The following is an 18,264-nucleotide window of genomic DNA, read 5'->3' on the forward strand; positions in this document are numbered from 1 at the left end:
TGCTGTGCCAATAATTAAAAAATAAGCAGAAGGCCACGGTTGGCATGGCGGACGCGCAGACACCTTTTCAAACCCTCCTCGAAATCGACCAGCGTTGTCGGTTGCTGGCGGCTGGCCTGCCTTTGCAGCAGACCGCCGTGCAAACCTGGAGCGGTATTGGTTTTCGCATGGGCGAGCGGTTTTTCGTCGCGCCCATGGGCGAGGTCGGGGAAGTGCTGCACGAGCCGCGCCATACCTTGCTGCCCGGGGTTAAAAGCTGGGTCAAGGGCGTGGCCAACGTGCGCGGTCGTCTGTTGCCGGTGATGGACTTGTGCGGCTTCTTCGGCAACGAGTTATCGCCGCTGCGCAAGAAGCGACGGGTGCTGGTGGTCGATCACCAGGACGTATTCGCCGGGCTGACGGTCGATGAGGTGTTCGGCATGCAGCATTTTCCGGTGGACAGCTTCTCCGAGCGGCTACCGCCGCTCGAAGCGTCCATCGCGCCGTTTATTCATGGGGTCTTCCAGCGCGAGCAGCCCTGGTTGGTGTTCAGCCCTCATGCGCTGGCTCAGCACCAGGGGTTTCTCGATGTTGCGTTTTAACAGTTTTTCGGTTGGGTCGGCTTTGCCGGCCTGTTGGGGTTGTGTGGGAACCGTAGCGCGCTCGGTCCAGGCGGGGGCCAGATAATGAAAAAACTAAATACAGGCAATTTATTCGCGAGTACGCGTAGCAGTACGCTGATCGCCGGGCTGTTTATCGTCCTGATCGTCTCCATCGTGCTGTTGTTCGCCAACTTCGCCTACATCAACACGCAATCCAACTACGATACGGAATACATCAGCCACTCCGGTGAGCTGCGGGTGCTGTCCCAGCGTATCGCCAAGAACTCCACCGAAGCGGCCGCCGGTACTGCCGAGGCCTTCGGCCTGTTGCGCGAGGCGCGCAACGACTTCGAAACCCGCTGGGGCTATCTGACCAACGGCAACCAGGAGAGTGGCGTGCCCTCGGCGCCAGAGGCCGTGCAGGCGCAGATGACTGCCGTGCAGCAGGACTGGGACAGTCTGCGGCAGAACACCGACGCCATTCTGGCCAGCGAGCAGACCGTTCTGTCCCTGCACCAGGTGGCCGAGACCCTGGCGGAAACCATCCCGCAGCTGCAGGTCGAGTACGAGGAAGTGGTCGACATCCTCCTGGAAAGCGGCGCGCCAGCTGCCCAGGTTTCGGTGGCCCAGCGCCAGTCGTTGCTGGCCGAGCGTATTCTCGGCTCGGTAAACAAGGTGCTGGCCGGTGACCAGGACTCGGTGCAAGCGGCCGACATGTTCGGCCGTGACGCCAGCCTGTTCGGTCGGGTATTGAGCGCCATGCTGGAAGGCAACGCGGCGATGGAAATCGCCAAGGTGACCGACGCGGAAGCGCTCGAGCGACTGGCGGAAATTTCCGAGCTGTTCGAGTTCGTCTCCGGTTCGGTGGACGAAATCCTCGAGACCTCGCCGGAACTGTTCCAGGTGCGCGAGTCGGCCGACGGCATTTTCAGCGTCTCGCAGACCCTGCTGGATAAAGCCTCCGACCTGGCTGCCGGGTTCGAAGACCTGGCCGATGGCCGCGCCATCAACACCCTGGCCGGTTATGTGCTGGGTATTCTGGCGTTGGGCTCGATCATCCTGATCGGCATCGTGATGGTGCGCGAGACCAACCGCCGCCTCGCCGAGACCGCCGAGAAAAACGAACGTAACCAGGCCGCGATTTTGCGCCTGCTCGACGAAATCGCCGACCTCGCCGACGGCGACTTGACCGTTGCCGCGACCGTAACCGAAGACTTCACCGGCGCCATCGCCGACTCCATCAACTACTCCATCGACCAGCTGCGCGACCTGGTAGTGACCATCAACCTGACCGCCGTTCAGGTCGCCGGCGCCGCCCAGGAAACCCAGGCCACGGCGATGCACCTGGCCGAAGCCTCGGAGCACCAGGCACAAGAAATCGCCGGTGCGTCCGCGGCGATCAACGAAATGGCCGTGTCGATCGACCAGGTATCGGCGAACGCCTCGGAATCCTCGGCGGTAGCGGAGCGTTCGGTAGCCATCGCCAACAAGGGTAACGAAGTCGTACACAACACCATCACCGGCATGGATAACATCCGTGAGCAGATCCAGGACACCTCGAAGCGGATCAAACGCCTCGGTGAGTCGTCCCAGGAGATCGGTGACATCGTCAGCCTGATCAACGACATTGCCGACCAGACCAACATCCTCGCCCTCAACGCCGCGATCCAGGCCTCCATGGCCGGTGACGCCGGTCGCGGCTTCGCCGTGGTAGCGGACGAAGTCCAACGCCTGGCGGAACGTTCCTCGGCTGCGACCAAGCAGATCGAGGCGCTGGTTAAGACCATTCAGACCGACACCAACGAGGCGGTTATCTCGATGGAGCAGACCACCTCCGAGGTGGTGCGCGGTGCTCGTCTGGCGCAGGACGCCGGGGTCGCCCTGGAAGAGATCGAGAAGGTATCCAAGACCCTCGCGGCCTTGATCCAGAACATCTCCAACGCGGCGCGCCAGCAGGCTTCCTCGGCGGGTCACATCTCCAACACCATGAACGTGATCCAGGAGATCACCTCGCAGACCTCGTCCGGTACCACCGCCACCGCCAAGAGCATTGGTAACCTGGCCAAGATGGCCAGTGAGATGCGTAAGTCGGTTTCCGGCTTTACCTTGCCGGAAAGCGGCGAACAGGCGTAAGTGAGCGGAGCGTGGCGGCCTTTGCCGGTCGTTGCCCAACGCCTATGGCCATGAGCGAGAGGCACCACATGCAGTCAGGCGTCTGGGCCTTGCAACCGGTGGCAGACATGTCGGCCACCGAGTTTCGCGCTTGGCAGGAGCTGCTCGAGGAGCGCACCGGCGTGGTGATCAGCGAGCAGCGACAGGCGTTCCTGCAAACCAACCTGAGTGCGCGCATGCGTGAGCTGGGGGTGCTGGATTACGCCAGCTATTACCGGCAGGTCACGGATGGCCCGCGCGGTGCAGTCGAGTGGTCGACCCTGCTGGATCGTCTGACCGTACAGGAGACCCGTTTCTTCCGGCATCCGCCATCGTTCGAGCTGCTCGAACGCTACCTGCGCGAGCGACTGCAGCACGGATTGGCCAGCCCCTGGGAATTTTGGAGCGTGGGTTGCTCGAGTGGCGAGGAGCCTTACTCGTTGGCGATCATGGCGGCTGAAGTGCTGCGCGACAGCGGGCAGCCCGCGCACTTTGGCGTGACCGCTACCGATATCAGCCTGAAGGCGCTGAGCAAGGCACGCGACGGTCAGTATGGCGCGCGCAAGCTGGAACAACTCGATGCGCAGTTGCGTCAACGCTATTTTGTGGCCCAGGCCGATGAACGCTTCAAGGTGGAGCCGGGCCTGGCGGCGCAAGTGTGTTGCGCCAGGCTCAATGTGCTGGAGTTGGCCAAGGCGCCAATGTCCGGTATGGACGTCATTTTTTGTCAGAACTTGCTGATCTATTTTCGTCGCTGGCGCCGCCGCGAGATCCTCAACCGCCTGGCCGAGCGCCTGGCGCCGGGTGGTCTGCTGGTGGTGGGAGTGGGTGAAGTGGTCGGTTGGCAGCATCCGGATTTGCTTCCGGTGGCCGACGAGCGAGTGCTGGCGTTTACCCGCAAGGGATAGCAGGCCGTTGAAAAACGTAAACGAGGCAGCCAGTGCAAGGCGTAACGACCAACGGGAGTAACAGCCGAAGGCTGGCCCGAAGGGCGAGCGCTAGCGAGTCAAAACAGGCGAGGACGCGACTGGGGTCGCATTCGACTTTACGCGCTGTAAATGAGCAGTCCGGGCCTGCTTTTAACGCAGCGATGGCAACGCAGGTAGTTTTTCAACAGCCTGATAAGGCAGAGCCAAGTATATGAGTGGAGTGGCTATGGGGGATCGGCACGACTATGTCGCCCTGGAATGGGTCAAAGGCGAAATCGCGGAAACCCTGAAACAGGCGCGCCAAGCCCTGGAGGCGTACGTCGAGAATCCGCAGGATTCGACGCGCATGCGTTTCTGCCTGACCTATGTGCACCAGGTACACGGCACTCTGCAAATGGTGGAGTTCTACGGCGCAGCGCTGCTCGCCGAAGAAATGGAGCACCTGGCCCAGGCGTTGATGGAAGGCCGCGTGGCCAACCAGGGGGAGGCCCTGGAAGTGCTGATGCAGGCCATCCTGCAGTTGCCGGTCTACCTCGACCGGATCCAGACCGCGCGCCGCGACTTGCCGATGGTGGTGCTGCCACTGCTCAACGACCTGCGTGCTGCCCGCGGCGAAAAATTACTCTCGGAAACCAGCCTGTTTTCCCCGGATATGTCCGTGCGAACGCCGGCCTTGTCGGTCGATTCCCTGGGCGCACTGCGCACCGCAGAGCTGCCGATACTGCTGCGCAAACTGCGCCAGATGCTGCAAGTGGCGTTGGTTGGGGTGATTCGCAATCAGGATCTGCCGACCAATCTGGGCTACATGGCGCGGGTTTTCGGCCGCCTCGAGACGCTGTGCAAGGACGCACCGCTTGGCGCGTTATGGCAGATCGCCTCGGGTTTGGTCGAGGGTCTGGCCGGCGGTGGCGTGACCAATGGTACGTCGGTACGCACCCTGCTGCGCCAGGTCGATAAAGAGCTCAAGCGCCTGGTCGAGCAGGGTGCCGATGGCATCAACCAGTCTGCCCCCGACGAGCTGACCAAGAATTTGTTGTTCTACGTGGCCAAGGCGCCGGCGCAGTCGCCGCGCATCAGCGCCTTGAAGGAACAATTCCGTCTCGACGACGCGTTACCGGGCAATGATGTCGTCGATGAAGAACGGGCCCGGCTGGCCGGCCCGGATCGCGACGCCATGCGTTCGGTGGTCGGCGCCCTCTGCGAGGAGTTGGTGCGGGTCAAGGACAGCCTCGACCTGTTCGTGCGCAGCGACCGCAATCAGGTGGCCGAACTGGACAGCCTGCTGGCGCCGCTCAAACAGATTGCCGACACCCTGGCGGTGCTCGGTTTCGGCCAGCCACGCAAAGTCATCCTCGATCAGATCGACGTGGTTCACGGTCTGGCGCTTGGCCGGCAGGCGCCGAGCGATGCCGTGCTGATGGATGTTGCCGGTGCCCTTCTGTACGTCGAGGCGACCCTGGCGGGCATGGTCGGCCCGGTTGCCGACAGTGGTCGCGAAGAGAGCCATCTGCCCACCACCGACGTGGCGCAGATTCACCAGTTGGTGATCAAAGAGGCGCGCACTGGCCTGGAGCAGGCCAAGGACGCGATTATCGAATTCATCGCCTCGCAGTGGAACCACGAGCATCTGGCGCGCGTGCCGGCGTTGCTGACCCAGGTGCGTGGCGGCCTGGCCATGATTCCGTTGACGCGTGCCGCGGATCTGCTGAATGCCTGCAACCGCTACATTCAGGAACAGCTGCTGGCGCGCAAGGCCGTGCCGAACTGGCAGAGCCTGGACACCCTGGCCGATGCCATCACCAGCGTCGAGTATTACCTCGAACGCTTGGCCGAAGATCATGGCAGCCAGGGCGACCTGATTCTCGATGTGGCCGAGGAAAGCCTGGAAAACCTCGGCTACCCACTGCAAGAAAAACCCTCGATCCTCGATCGTGTGGAACCGCCGGATGAGCCGCAGGCCGACCTGCGGCATGCCCGCGAAGTGCTGGCCGACGACCCGGACGCGGGGGTGGCGCTTGAGCTGCCGGCCGATCCGCTCGGTGAGCCGGCAGAGCCGCTCGCCCCGCCACCCGCCGATGAGCTGGATGCGGAGTTCAGCGAGCTGGCCGCCGTCGCGCCCATCGGCGAGCCGCCGCTCGACGATTGGGCTATTGAGCCATTGGCAGGCGAGTTTGAGCTGGTCGACTTCACTGGCGAACCCGCCGCTGCCGAGTCGCTGCCGGCACTTGAACTGGATGAGCAACCGACGCTCTCGTTCGACAGCGTCGATCTGCAACCCGAAGAGTTGCGCCTGGACGAGCTGAGCAGCCCGGCGGATTGGGATGAGGCCGAACTGGTGTCGCTGGGGGTGCCGGCGGTTGAGCTGCCGAGCGCGCCGCCAGTGGTCGATGAGTCCGCTCCCGAGGCCGACAGGCCGCTGTCGATGGCCGATGTCATGGCCGCGCCGCTACAGGCGATTAATCCGCCGGCGCAGGATGTGCCGCCCAGTTTGTTGCCGCCGCCGGCCGATGAAGAGCCGGTCGATAACGAGTTGATGGAAGTCTTTGTCGAAGAAGCCGGCGAAGTCCTGGAGACCATCGGCGTGTTTCTGCCGCAATGGTGCGCCGACACGACCGACAGAGAGGCCCTGAGCGAAATACGCCGGGCCTTCCACACCCTCAAGGGCAGTGGCCGCATGGTTCGGGCACTGGTCATCGGCGAATTGGGCTGGTCGATCGAGAACCTGCTCAATCGGCTGCTCGATCGGAGCATCCAGCCCGCTGCCGAAGTGCTGCAGGTCGTGGCTGATGTGGTCGTGCTGATGCCGGCCCTGGTGGACGAATTCGCCGCCAAGGCCCAGCGTCAGCGTGACGATGTCGACCTGCTGGCCGCCACCGCGCATGCTCTGGCGAAAGGCCAACGCCTGGCCGGAGCCGACGCCCCGGCGGCCCCGCTTGCGGGTGTCGCCGAAGCGACCGCAGCAGTGGATGAACAGGTCGAAGCGCTCGATCCGCAACTGTTGGAGATTTTCCGCAACGAGGCCGAAACCCACCTCGATACCCTGGGCGGTTTCCTGGCCGATTGCGCGCAAGAGTTGCCGAGGCCGGTCACTGACGACTTGCAGCGAGCCTTGCACACCCTCAAGGGCAGCGCCTACATGGCCGGGATTCTGCCAATCGCGGAGATAGCCGCGCCGCTGGAGAAGCTGGTCAAGGAGTTCAAAAGCAACCTGATCCCCATGGATCTGGCCGAAGCCGAATTATTGAGCGCCGCCGAGCAGCTGTTCCGCCTCGGCCTGGGGCAGTTGGAGACTCAGCCCCTGGCCCCATTGCCTGGGGCACCGGAGTTTCTCGAACGTGCGCGCAAACTGCATCAGGATCGCCTCGAGGCCGCGCAGAGCAGTCGCCAGAGCGAGCAGGGCGAAACCCGCGACCCGCAGCTGATCGGCATTTTCCTCGCCGAAGGCATGGACATCCTGCTGGATGCCGAGGCTTTGCTGCAGCGCTGGCGCGAGCATCCGGCCGATCGCCAGGAGCTGAGTGCTTTGCTGGACGAACTGACGACCCTGGGGCGCGGCGCGGAGATGGCCGAGCTGCCGCAGATCGATGAGCTCTGTGAAGCCCTGCTCGACCTTTATGGCGCGGTGGAAGAGGGCAGTCTGGCGGTCAGCGAGCGCTTCTTCGGTGAGGCCGAGCAGGCGCATGAAGCGCTGATCAGCATGATGGATCAGGTGGCTGCCGGCTTGCAGGTCAACGCCGAGCCTGCACGGGTCGAGGCGTTGCGGGGCTTGCTCGGCGAAGCGCTGGATCCGCGCGCGCTGGCGCTGTTGTCCGCAGAAGGTTCGGCGGGCCTGGAAATCGTCGAGTTGGAACTCGCCACTGCGGCGCTCGCCCAAGCACCCTGGGCACAGGAGAACGACGGCGAGACAGCCACGGCAATTGAACTGCAGGTTGACCAGGACGCCGACCGCATGTCCGAGTCGGCGCCGGCTGCGCCGTCCTCTGGCCATGAGGCGCTGGATGCGGAAATGGTCGAGATTTTTCTCGAGGAGGCGGTGGACATCCTCGAGAGTGCGGGGCAGGCGTTGCAGCGCTGGAGTGCCGAGCCGGATAACAAGGCCGCTCTGTCGTCCCTGCAGCGGGATCTGCACACCCTCAAGGGCGGCGCGCGGATGGCCGAAATCCGCCCGATTGGCGACCTCGCCCATGAGTTGGAGTCCTTGTACGAAGGCTTGGTGGATCGGCGCTTCAGCCATTCCCCGCCGCTCGTTGGCCTGCTGCAGCAAAGCCATGACTGCCTGGCCATGTTGTTGGAGCAACTGCAGAACCAAGCCGTATTGCCGCAGCCACTCGAACTGATCGAGGCGATTCGCTGCTTCCGCCAGGGCGGAGGCGCACAGGGCTTGTCAGCCGCGCTGACGGCGCCCGAGACTGATCCCGAAGCCGAAGCCGAAGCCGAAGCCGAAGCCGAAGCCGAAGCCGAAGCCGAAGCCGAAGCCGAAGCCGAAGCCGAAGCCGAAGCCGAACTGGAGGACGCGGCAGAGCACGAGCAAGGAGACGACCTGCCGCTAGTGCCGCAAGTCGAGGACGAGATTGAGCTGAGCCTGCCGGTCGACGAGCAACCGACGGTGCAGGTGGCCGCACCTGAGATGGCCGCACGAGCCGAGCTGGAGACGCTGGCGCCAGCAGAGCTCGACGATCGGCCCGACCAGGAACTGATGGAGATCTTCCTCGAGGAGGGCTTCGACATTATCGACAGCGCCGGCGCGGCCCTGCTGCGCTGGATGGATGACACTGACAACAGTCTCGAACTGGAGGCTCTGCAACGCGACCTGCATACCCTCAAGGGGGGCGCGCGGATGGCGGAGATCCGCGAGATCGGCGACCTCGCCCATGAACTTGAATTCCTCTATGAAGGGCTCTGTGATGGGCGGCTGCGTCCTGGCCAGGAGTTGTTCGGCCTGCTCCAGGGGTGCCACGATCGCCTGGCCGAGATGCTCGATGCGGTGCGTGACAAGCGTGCGCTACCCAATGGCGACGCGCTGATCGAGACGATCAAGCATTTTCGCGCCAACCCGGACGAGCAATTGAGCATGCCGTCTGCCGTGCAGCTCAAGGCGGTGCCCGAAAACCAGGATCAGGACGATGCCGAGTCGGACATCCTCGATATTTTCCTGGAGGAGGCCGACGACCTGTTGGAAGCGATGGAAGTCGCCATGGGCCGTTGGGATCAGCGCCGCGAGGATGGCACTGCGCTCGATGACGTGTTGCGTGTCCTGCATACCCTTAAGGGTGGCGCGCGGCTGGCCGGACAGAATCGCCTGGGCAATCTGGCCCATGACCTTGAGTCACTCCTGAGCGAGGCCCAGCAGCAAGGTGCGCCTTGGCCGGAAAGCCTGTTCCTCGACCTCCAATCGGGGTTCGAGGGGCTGCAGCAAGAACTCAATCAATTACGCCAGCGCCTGCAAGACCGTCTGGCGGCGGAAGACAGTGCGGCGGCTGACGTTGAGCCCGCGGCGGTAAAAATGCCCGGCCTGCGGCTGCCCATAGTCGCGGCCAGCGACCTGCCGGCCCGAGAGCTGGTGGCCAAAGTCCTGCCATTCGTCCGCCGAGCGCAGGAGGCCGCACAGGAAGCCGCTGCCCGGCGAGCCCCGCAGGAGCTGGTCAAAGTGCCCGCCGAACTGCTCGAAGGCTTGGTCAACCTGGCCGGTGAGACCTCGATCTTTCGCGGTCGGGTCGAGCAGCAGGTCAGCGATTTTGGTTTTACCCTGAGTGAGATGGAAGCGACCATCGACCGTGTGCGCGATCAGCTGCGGCGTCTGGATATCGAAACCCAGGCGCAAATCCTCAGCCGTTATCAGGCCGAAGCCGAGCGCGCCGGTTATGAAGACTTCGACCCGCTGGAAATGGATCGCCACTCGCAACTGCAGCAGCTATCACGCGCATTGTTCGAATCGGCCTCCGACTTGCTCGACCTGAAAGAAACCCTGGCCATGCGCAACCGCGATGCGGAAACCCTGTTGTTGCAACAGGCGCGGGTCAATACCGAGCTGCAGGAAGGCCTGATGCGCACCCGCATGGTGCCTTTCGACCGCCTGGTGCCGCGGTTGCGGCGGATTGTTCGTCAGGTCGCTGGCGAGCTGGGCAAGCAGGTCGAATTCGTCCTCGGCAATGCCGAAGGCGAAATGGATCGCGCCGTGCTCGAACGCATTGTCGCGCCGCTGGAACACATGCTGCGCAACGCCGTCGACCATGGCATCGAATCGGCCGCTGCGCGCCGCGCTGCGGGCAAGCCGGAGCAAGGTACTATCCGCCTGAACCTCGGGCGTGAGGGCGGCGATATCGTCTTGACCCTCAGCGACGATGGCGGCGGCATCAAGCTCGATGCGGTGCGGCGCAAGGCCATTGAGCGTGGCCTGATGGACGAGGAGTCGGATCTGACCGATCACGAGATCCTCCAGTTCATCCTCGAGGCTGGTTTTTCCACCGCCGAGGCGGTCACGCAGATTTCCGGACGTGGCGTCGGCATGGATGTGGTGCACTCCGAGGTCAAGCAACTCGGCGGCAGCATGAGCATCGACTCGACGCCGGGCGCGGGTACCCGCTTCGCGATTCGTCTGCCGTTCACCGTGTCGGTCAACCGCGCGCTGATGGTGCTGTCGGGCGAAGACCTGTATGCCATCCCGTTGAATACCATCGAAGGCATCGTGCGGGTTTCCCCCTACGAGCTGGAAGCCTATTACGCGCCCGATGCGCCACGCTTCGAGTATGCCGGCCAGGCCTACGAGTTGCGCTATCTCGGCGACCTGCTGAATAACGGCCAGCAACCCAAACTGGTCGGCCAGAGCCTGCCTTTACCGGTGATCCTGGTGCGTTCGAGCGAGCACGCGGTAGCGGTGCAGGTCGACTCTCTGGCGGGTTCCCGCGAGATCGTGGTGAAAAGCCTCGGGCCGCAGTTCGCCGGGGTGCATGGGATTTCCGGCGCGACCATCCTCGGTGACGGTCGCGTGGTGGTGATCCTCGACCTGCTGGCAACCATCCGCGTCCTGCATGCGCATTTGCTCAACCAGCTGCAACCCCGGCTGGTCGGCCATACGGCGAGCGCTGCGGAAGTCGAAGCGGATCGGCCAACCCTGGTCATGGTGGTGGACGATTCGGTCACCGTACGTAAGGTCACCAGTCGCCTGCTCGAGCGGAACGGCATGAACGTATTGACCGCCAAGGACGGTATGGATGCCATTGCCCAGTTGCAGGAGCACAAGCCCGACATCATGTTGCTGGACATCGAGATGCCGCGCATGGACGGTTTTGAAGTGGCGACTCTGGTGCGTCACGACGAACAGCTGAAAGACTTGCCGATCATCATGATTACCTCGCGTACCGGTGAGAAACACCGCGAGCGGGCGCTGGCCATCGGCGTCAACGAATACCTTGGCAAACCCTACCAGGAGTCGTCATTGCTCGAGAGTATTGCGAAATGGGTGGATCGCCGCCCGGGCGAGCCGGCATGAAGGAGAGCAGTGTGGCACGCATAGCAGTCATCGCCGACACTTCCCTGCAGCGCCATGTGTTGCAGCAGGCGTTGACCGGGAGTGGCTATCAGGTGGTGCTCAACAGTGACCCGGCGCGTCTGGATGAGGCGACCCTGGCGACTTGCGAGACCGACTTGTGGTTGGTCGATCTGGCCCAGACCGAGGATTTTCCACTGGTCGATAAGCTGATGGAAAACGCCAGCGCGCCGATCTTGTTTGGCGAAGGGCATGCTCCGGAACGGCATTCGGAAAACTACCCGCGCTGGGAGCGGCGTCTGTTCGGCAAGCTGAAGAAACTGGTCGGCGACCCCTCGCAAGCGGTTGGGCCCAGCCTGCAGGCGCTACTGGCCGAGGCGCAGCGGCCGACCCGCCTGGATTTGCCACAGGTGCTTGCGGATACGCCGCTGGTGGTCGGTGAGCCAGCCCGGCAGGTCTGGTTACTGGCCGCCTCGCTCGGCGGCCCGGCTGCGATCAAGGCCTTCCTCGACGCCTTGCCTGGCGGTTTGCCGGTGGGGTTCGTCTATGCCCAGCATATCGACGCCAGTTTCGAGTCGGCGTTGCCGCAGGCCGTCGGTCGGCATAGCCAATGGCGGGTCAATCCGGCGCGTCACGGCGATTTGGTGCGTTGTGGCGAGGTGGTGGTCGTGCCGATCAGTCGTGAACTGGGCTTCAGCGACGAAGGTGCCATGCAGATCAGCGAACGTGCCTGGCCAGAACCCTACAGCCCGTCGATCGACCAGATGATGCTCAACCTTGCCCAGCACTTTGCCGGGCTATGCGGCGTCATTGTGTTCAGTGGCATGGGCAGTGACGGCTGCGCCGCGGCGGCGTATGTACGGCGTCAGGGGGGCGCTATCTGGACCCAGCGTGGCGATACCTGCGCCTGCCCGAGCATGCCGGACAGCCTGCGCGAGGGTGGCTACAGCAGCTTCAGCGCCGACCCGCGGGAGCTGGCCGCTGGGCTGGTCAATCACCTGGCCGAGCAGTGCAGTTAATCTGGGGCAGCGCCCTCCTTAGGATTTTTTCATGAGCCAAACCGTAGCCACCCCGAATACCGTCAACAGCCTGACCGCCCTGCTGGTGCCGCTGGCCGACCGCAGCTTGTTGTTGCCGAACGTGGCAGTCGCGGAGCTGATTGCCTATCGCGCCCCGCAAGTCAGTGCCGGTATGCCGGCCTGGTTTCTCGGCCAGATTGGCTGGCGTGACTTGAACCTGCCGCTGTTGTCGTTCGAGGCGGCATCCGATGGCCAGGCGCAGGTCGGTTCCGCTGCGCGGGTGGCGATCATCAACGCCCTCGGCGGCCGAGCCAAGGTCAAGTTCATTGCTCTGTTGGTTCAGGGGATTCCGCGATCGGTAAAAGTCGGTACTGAGCTGCTGCGTGCCGATGTGCCGTTGTCGCCTCTGGAGCTGGACGCCGTGCTCATTGGCGAGGAGGTGCTGAAGATTCCCGACCTGATCGGCCTGGAGCAGAGGCTCGAGGATGCCGGGCTGATTTAACCGACGCCATGTAAAAAGCCCCGCCTGTCGAGCGGCCCCGATCGGGGCCGTCCGCCAGGCGGGGCTTTTTAGTTCAGCGCGTTAGCGAGCGCTTTCTGGCTGCGCGCCGGCGAGCGGGGCATCCGCCGTAACCGGTTCGCTGGCGGGCTGCTTGCCGATCCAGAAGTCGGCATTCTTGATGCCGAGCTTCTCTGGATCGAAGACCGGATCCAGGCCTTGCTGCTTCTGCGCCTCGTAGTCCTTCAGGCAGGTGTAGGCCACCTTGTGCATCAGCAGGATGGCGCCGATGTTGAGCCAGGCCATCAGGCCCACGCCGAGGTCGCCCAGACCCCAGGCCAGGTCGGCGGTCTTGACGGTGCCGTAGACGGTCGCCGCGATGATGCCGAACTTCAGCAGCGGGGCCAGCCAAGGACGATCCACCTTGCGGGTGAGGTAGGCGATGTTGGTTTCGGCGATGTAGTAATAGGCCAGGATGGTGGTGAAGGCGAAGAAGAACAGGGCGATGGCGACGAAGTAGGAGCCGAAGCCCGGCATGATGTTTTCCATCGCGTTCTGCACGTAGCCGGGACCGGCGGCGACGCCGGCGATGCCGGTGAACAGCGCTTCGCCGTCGGCGCCCTGCACGTTGTACTGGCCGGTGACCAGCAGCATGAAGGCGGTGGCGGAGCAGACGAACAGGGTGTCGATGTAGACCGAGAAGCCTTGAACCAGACCCTGCTTGGCCGGGTGGCTGACGGCCGCGGCGCTGGAGGCGTGCGGGCCGGTGCCCTGACCGGCTTCGTTGGAATACACGCCGCGCTTGACTCCCCACATGATGGCCTGGCCGAGGATGGCGCCGAAGCCGGCTTCGAGGCCGAAGGCGCTCTTGAAGATCAGGGCGATCACGTCAGGCAGTTGCTCGATGTGCAACATGACGATGACGCAGGCGACGATGATGTAGCCCAGCGCCATGAAGGGCACGACGACTTCGGTGAAGGAGGCGATGCGCTTGACCCCACCGAAGATGATCATGCCGAGCATGATTGCCAGCACCGCCGCGGTGGTGTTGGGGTGGATGTCCATGGCGTTCTGCAAGCTGGAACCGATGGAGTTGGCCTGTACGCCTGGCAGCAGCAGGCCGCAGGCGAAGATGGTGACGATGGCGAAGGTCACCGCGTACCACTTCATGCCCAGGCCTTTCTCGATGTAGAACGCCGGGCCGCCGCGGTGCTGGCCGCGCACCTCTTCCTTATAGACCTGGCCGAGGGTGGATTCGATGAAGGCCGAGCTGGCGCCGAGGAAGGCCACCATCCACATCCAGAACACCGCACCCGGACCACCGAAGGTGATGGCGGTGGCGACCCCGGCGATGTTGCCGGTGCCCACGCGCCCGGCGAGGGTCATGGTCAGTGCCTGGAACGAGGTGATGCCATTGCTGTCGGTACGGCCGGCGAAAATCAGGCGAGCCATTTCACGGAAGTGGCGAATCTGCAGGAAACGGCCGCGCAGGGTGAAATACAGGCCGACGCCCAGGCACAGGTAGATCAGTGCCGGGCTCCAGATGAGGCCGTTGAGGTAATTAACCAGATCATTCATAGGGTGCTCCTTGGGCCTGGGGTGTGCAGCGACCTCCTTTTGGGAAAGGCGCATGACCCTGGCGAATTATTATTGGAGAGAGGTTCGGCGCGGTGAACACCGGTCTCGGCAAGTGCAATGTGCGGGGTGGACCGCGGCTCGCAATTGGGGTGCAGAGGATGCCAGAGGCGGGCGGCCTTGCCACCTCGAAAAATCACATCTTGTTACATCCAGGCGACAGAGACTTACGAAAAGTCGCCCCAGAGCTGCTGGGCGACGGCCAGGGCCACTACTGGCGCGGTTTCCGTGCGCAAAACGCGCGGTCCGAGGCGGGCGGCCTGGAAGCCGGCGACCTTGGCCTGTTCGACTTCGCTCTCGCTCAAGCCGCCTTCCGGGCCGATCAGAAAGGCCAGCGACTGCGGTTTGAGGTGGCTGGCTAACGGCTCGGCAACCGGGTGCAGCACCAGTTTCAACTCTGCATCGACCTGTTGCAGCCAGTCGGCCAGGCTGAGCGGCGGGTGAATGAGCGGAATCGCCGAGCGCCCGCACTGCTCGCAGGCGCTGATGGCGATCTGGCGCCAGTGGGCCATGCGCTTGTCGGCACGCTCGTCTTTCAGGCGTACCTCGCAACGTGCGCTGACAATCGGGCTGATTGCGTTGGCGCCCAACTCGCAGGCCTTCTGGATCGCCCAGTCCATCCGTTCGCCACGCGACAGGCCCTGGCCCAGGTGGATCTGCAGCGGCGATTCGGCCAGGCCGGCAAAGACTTCGCGCAGTTCGACGCGCACGCTCTTCTTGCCGACCTCGATCAGCTCGCCGAGGTATTCCAGGCCGCTGCCGTCGAACAGTTGCACGGCATCGCCGACCGCATGGCGCAGCACGCGGCCGATGTAGTGGGCCTGGGTTTCCGGCAGCGTGTGCTGGCCGAGGGAGAGCGGGGCGTCGATAAAGAAGCGGGATAGGCGCATAAGGGGCGAACCTGGATCAAAGGCGCAAATTCTAGCGGTAGGGTGCGCCGTGCGCACCGATATCCGTAGGCGGGCTGTTAGCCCGGATCGCGAAAGCCCGGGTACAGGGTATTGCCCTGAGCCACACTGACCGAGCTGCGGGTGGCGATGTCGATGCCCTCGCTGGCCACTTCGGCGAGGAAGTCGATCTGCTCTTCAGTGATCACATAGGGCGGCAGGAAGTACACCACGCTGCCCAGCGGGCGCAGCAGGGCGCCACGTTCGAGGGCGTGCTGGTAGACCTTGAGGCCGCGTCGTTCCTGCCACGGGTAGGCGGTCTTGCTCGCCTTGTCCTGAACCATCTCGATGGCCAGGGCCATGCCGGTCTGACGCACCTCGGCGACATGCGGGTGATCGGCCAGGTGCGCGGTGGCGCTGGCCATGCGCGCGGCGAGCTGCTTGTTGGCCTCGATGACGTTGTCCTGCTCGAAGATATCCAGGGTCGCCAGGGCCGCGGCGCAGGCCAGCGGGTTGCCGGTGTAGCTGTGCGAATGGAGAAAGGCGCGCAGGCTGGTGTAGTCGTCGTAGAACGCCCGGTAGATGCGGTCGGTGGTCAGGCAGGCAGCCAGCGGCAGATAGCCGCCGGTCAGCGCCTTGGACAGGCAGAGAAAGTCCGGGCGGATGCCGGCCTGTTCGCAGGCGAACATGGTTCCGGTGCGGCCGAAGCCGACGGCGATCTCGTCGTGGATCAGGTGCACGCCATAGCGGTCGCAGGCCTCGCGCAATAGCCTGAGGTAGATCGGGTGGTACATGCGCATGCCGCCGGCACCCTGGATCAGCGGCTCGACGATCACCGCCGCCACCTCGTGACCGTGCTCGGCCAGGGTCTGCTCCATATGGGCGAACATGGCCCGCGAGTGGGCTTCCCAGCTCATGCCGTCGGGGCGCCAATAGCAGTCCGGGCTGGGCACCTTGAGGGTGTCCAGCAGCAGCGCCTTGTAGGTGTCGGTAAACAGGCCGACATCGCCCACCGACATGGCCGCGATGGTTTCGCCGTGGTAGCTGTTGGTCAGGGTGACGAAACGCTTCTTCTCGGGCGCACCGACATTCAGCCAGTAGTGAAAGCTCATCTTCAGCGCGACTTCGATGCAGGATGAGCCGTTGTCGGCATAGAACACCCGATCGAGTCCCGCCGGGGTCATCTTCACCAGGCGCTCGGACAGTTCGATCACAGGCGCATGGCTGAAGCCGGCGAGGATCACGTGTTCCAGTTGGTCGACCTGATCCTTGATGCGCTGGTTGATCCGCGGGTTGGCGTGGCCGAACACGTTGACCCACCAGGAGCTGACTGCGTCGAGGTAGCGCTTGCCGTCGAAGTCTTCCAGCCAGACCCCGGAGCCAGAGCGGATCGGCACCAGGGGCAGCTGTTCGTGATCTTTCATCTGCGTGCAGGGGTGCCAGAGCACATTCAGGTCGCGCTGCATCCAGTGGTCGTTCAGGCTCATCGAAACACTCTCCCAATCATCTGCGCCAAGCCTATCAGATGCCTCCAGGGTCATGTGCGCTACAACCGAGCGGATCGGTGGGCGCCAGCAGGAGCCGATTATCCCCTCAGGCGCGCCCTTGGTAGGCATGGACTGAACTTCAGAATGGGCGGGTGGACTAACTTCGTTGGGCTAAATTTTTCAGGTTTAAATATCGTATTTCCAGATATTTAAAAGCGAAAAATTCCACTTTTATTCGATAGGTTTGTCGTTAATCTTGCGCTCATCTTCCGGATCGCATTCTTTCTATGGAGCCCTCGATGCAGTGGCGCAACACTTCTTCCCACTACGGCGTGATCAGCATTGCCTTGCACTGGCTGATGGCGCTAGCGGTCTTTGGCCTGTTCGGGCTGGGTTTGTGGATGGTCGGTCTGGATTACTACAGCGGTTGGTATAAAACCGCGCCGGATCTGCACAAAAGCATTGGCCTCCTGCTGTTCGCGGTGATGCTCGGGCGCATGCTCTGGCGTTGGATCAGCCCGCCGCCGCTGAGCCTGCCCAGCCATGGCCGGCTGACTCGCCTGGGCACTGCGCTCGGGCATGGCTTTCTGTACCTGGGCCTGTTGGCGTTGATGATTTCCGGTTACCTGATCTCTACGGCGGATGGCCGCCCGATCGAGGTGTTTGGCTGGTTTGCCGTGCCGGCGACCCTCACCGGCATCCCCAATCAGGAAGACGTGGCCGGCCTGGTGCATGAATACCTGGCCTGGGCGCTGGTGGTGTTTGCCGCTATCCACGCGCTGGCCGCCCTGAAGCATCACTTTATCGACCGTGACCGCACGCTGGCCCGCATGTTCGCTCGCTAACAACCTTTTGTCGCGTGGAATGACCCGCGTGCCGAACTATTCAACCTCACAAGGAGATTGCCCATGTTGAAAAAAACCCTCGCCGCCCTGGCCCTCGGTTCCGCCCTGCTCGGCGCCGGCCATGCCATGGCCGCCGATTACGCCATCGACAAGCAAGGTCAGCACGCTTTCGTCAATTTCAAGATCAGCCACCTGGGTTACAGCTGGCTGTACGGCACCTTCAAGGACTTCGACGGCAGCTTCAGCTTCGACGACAAGAACCCGGAGGCCAGCAAGGTCAATGTCACCCTCAGCACGGCCAGCGTCGACACCAACCACGCCGAGCGCGACAAGCACATTCGCAGCGCTGACTTCCTCAGCGTCGACCGGCACCCGACGGCGACCTTCGCCTCCACTGCGGTGAAATCCACCGGCGCAGGCACGGCCGATATCAGCGGCAACCTGACCCTCAACGGGGTGACCAAGCCGGTGGTGATCGCCGCCACCTTCATCGGCCAGGGCGATGATCCATGGGGCGGCTACCGCGCCGGCTTTACCGGCAGCGCCATGCTTAAGCTGAAAGACTTCGCGATCGAGAAGGATCTTGGCCCGGCTTCGGCGGAAGTCGAGCTGATCATCTCGGTGGAAGGCGTGCGTCAGTAAGCCTGGCAACGCGCTGTTTCGCAGAACGCCGACCTCAGGGTCGGCGTTTTTGCCGGTGCAGAAACCACAACGCCGACCCTGGGGTCGGCGTTGTGGTTAAGAA

Annotated in this window: 11 protein-coding genes; 8 read left to right on the top strand and 3 right to left on the bottom strand. The window is 63.4% G+C overall.

The genetic code is table 11. The features are described from left to right. Positions 1-44: 44 nt before the first annotated feature. The 6 genes from P8H27_RS09190 to P8H27_RS09215 all read left to right on the top strand — a co-directional run bounded on the left by P8H27_RS09190 (position 45) and on the right by P8H27_RS09215 (position 12,668). A complete protein-coding gene (locus P8H27_RS09190; protein ID WP_289636949.1) occupies positions 45-581 on the top strand; it encodes a chemotaxis protein CheW in 537 nt (178 codons plus the stop codon). A gap of 84 nt (positions 582-665) precedes the next feature. After that, positions 666-2,714 carry a methyl-accepting chemotaxis protein gene (locus tag P8H27_RS09195; protein ID WP_289636950.1) on the top strand — a complete coding sequence of 683 codons (2,049 nt, stop codon included), beginning with the start codon at positions 666-668 and terminating at the stop codon, positions 2,712-2,714. Positions 2,715-2,782: 68 nt separating this feature from the next. Further along, positions 2,783-3,640, top strand: coding sequence for a CheR family methyltransferase (locus P8H27_RS09200; protein ID WP_289636951.1), 858 nt, complete (start codon positions 2,783-2,785; stop codon positions 3,638-3,640). A 247-nt stretch (positions 3,641-3,887) separates the two neighbouring features. Beyond that, entirely contained in the window at positions 3,888-11,150 is a 7,263-nt protein-coding gene (locus P8H27_RS09205) for an Hpt domain-containing protein (protein WP_289637051.1), read from the top strand. After that, complete coding sequence (locus P8H27_RS09210; protein WP_289636952.1) at positions 11,147-12,166, top strand: chemotaxis protein CheB; 1,020 nt, start codon at positions 11,147-11,149, stop codon at positions 12,164-12,166. The genes P8H27_RS09205 and P8H27_RS09210 overlap by 4 nt, the downstream gene beginning before the upstream one ends. A gap of 31 nt (positions 12,167-12,197) precedes the next feature. After that, on the top strand, positions 12,198-12,668 hold the full coding sequence (locus P8H27_RS09215) for a chemotaxis protein CheW (protein ID WP_289636953.1): 471 nt from the start codon (positions 12,198-12,200) through the stop codon (positions 12,666-12,668). Between the two features lie 81 nt (positions 12,669-12,749). On the opposite strand, the gene P8H27_RS09220 is transcribed toward P8H27_RS09215, so the two are convergent. The 3 genes from P8H27_RS09220 to P8H27_RS09230 form a co-directional block, all read right to left on the bottom strand. After that, positions 12,750-14,243 carry a sodium:alanine symporter family protein gene (locus P8H27_RS09220; protein ID WP_289636954.1) on the bottom strand — a complete coding sequence of 498 codons (1,494 nt, stop codon included), beginning with the start codon at positions 14,241-14,243 and terminating at the stop codon, positions 12,750-12,752. A 224-nt stretch (positions 14,244-14,467) separates the two neighbouring features. Continuing rightward, on the bottom strand, positions 14,468-15,190 hold the full coding sequence (locus P8H27_RS09225) for a 16S rRNA (uracil(1498)-N(3))-methyltransferase (protein ID WP_289636955.1): 723 nt from the start codon (positions 15,188-15,190) through the stop codon (positions 14,468-14,470). Positions 15,191-15,267: 77 nt separating this feature from the next. Continuing rightward, complete coding sequence (locus tag P8H27_RS09230; protein ID WP_289636956.1) at positions 15,268-16,674, bottom strand: adenosylmethionine--8-amino-7-oxononanoate transaminase; 1,407 nt, start codon at positions 16,672-16,674, stop codon at positions 15,268-15,270. Between the two features lie 299 nt (positions 16,675-16,973). Between P8H27_RS09230 and P8H27_RS09235 the strand changes: the two genes are divergently transcribed. After that, positions 16,974-17,519: a cytochrome b gene (locus P8H27_RS09235; protein WP_289636958.1), complete on the top strand. Its 546-nt coding sequence runs from the start codon at positions 16,974-16,976 to the stop codon at positions 17,517-17,519. Between the two features lie 63 nt (positions 17,520-17,582). Continuing rightward, a complete protein-coding gene (locus P8H27_RS09240) occupies positions 17,583-18,161 on the top strand; it encodes a YceI family protein (protein WP_289636960.1) in 579 nt (192 codons plus the stop codon). The last annotated feature ends 103 nt before the right edge of the window (positions 18,162-18,264 follow it).

Source organism: Pseudomonas sp. sp1636 (assembly GCF_030376615.1).
GTDB lineage: Bacteria > Pseudomonadota > Gammaproteobacteria > Pseudomonadales > Pseudomonadaceae > Aquipseudomonas.

Bases quoted from the DNA above. Each gene is read 5' to 3' on its own strand.
- P8H27_RS09195 (WP_289636950.1), top strand. From the start codon at position 666: ATGAAAAAACTAAATACAGGCAATTTATTCGCGAGTACGCGTAGCAGT.
- P8H27_RS09220 (WP_289636954.1), bottom strand. From the start codon at position 14,243: ATGAATGATCTGGTTAATTACCTCAACGGCCTCATCTGGAGCCCGGCA.
- P8H27_RS09205 (WP_289637051.1), top strand. From the start codon at position 3,888: ATGGGGGATCGGCACGACTATGTCGCCCTGGAATGGGTCAAAGGCGAA.
- P8H27_RS09230 (WP_289636956.1), bottom strand. From the start codon at position 16,674: ATGAGCCTGAACGACCACTGGATGCAGCGCGACCTGAATGTGCTCTGG.
- P8H27_RS09225 (WP_289636955.1), bottom strand. From the start codon at position 15,190: ATGCGCCTATCCCGCTTCTTTATCGACGCCCCGCTCTCCCTCGGCCAG.
- P8H27_RS09190 (WP_289636949.1), top strand. From the start codon at position 45: ATGGCGGACGCGCAGACACCTTTTCAAACCCTCCTCGAAATCGACCAG.
- P8H27_RS09210 (WP_289636952.1), top strand. From the start codon at position 11,147: ATGAAGGAGAGCAGTGTGGCACGCATAGCAGTCATCGCCGACACTTCC.
- P8H27_RS09240 (WP_289636960.1), top strand. From the start codon at position 17,583: ATGTTGAAAAAAACCCTCGCCGCCCTGGCCCTCGGTTCCGCCCTGCTC.
- P8H27_RS09235 (WP_289636958.1), top strand. From the start codon at position 16,974: ATGCAGTGGCGCAACACTTCTTCCCACTACGGCGTGATCAGCATTGCC.
- P8H27_RS09200 (WP_289636951.1), top strand. From the start codon at position 2,783: ATGCAGTCAGGCGTCTGGGCCTTGCAACCGGTGGCAGACATGTCGGCC.
- P8H27_RS09215 (WP_289636953.1), top strand. From the start codon at position 12,198: ATGAGCCAAACCGTAGCCACCCCGAATACCGTCAACAGCCTGACCGCC.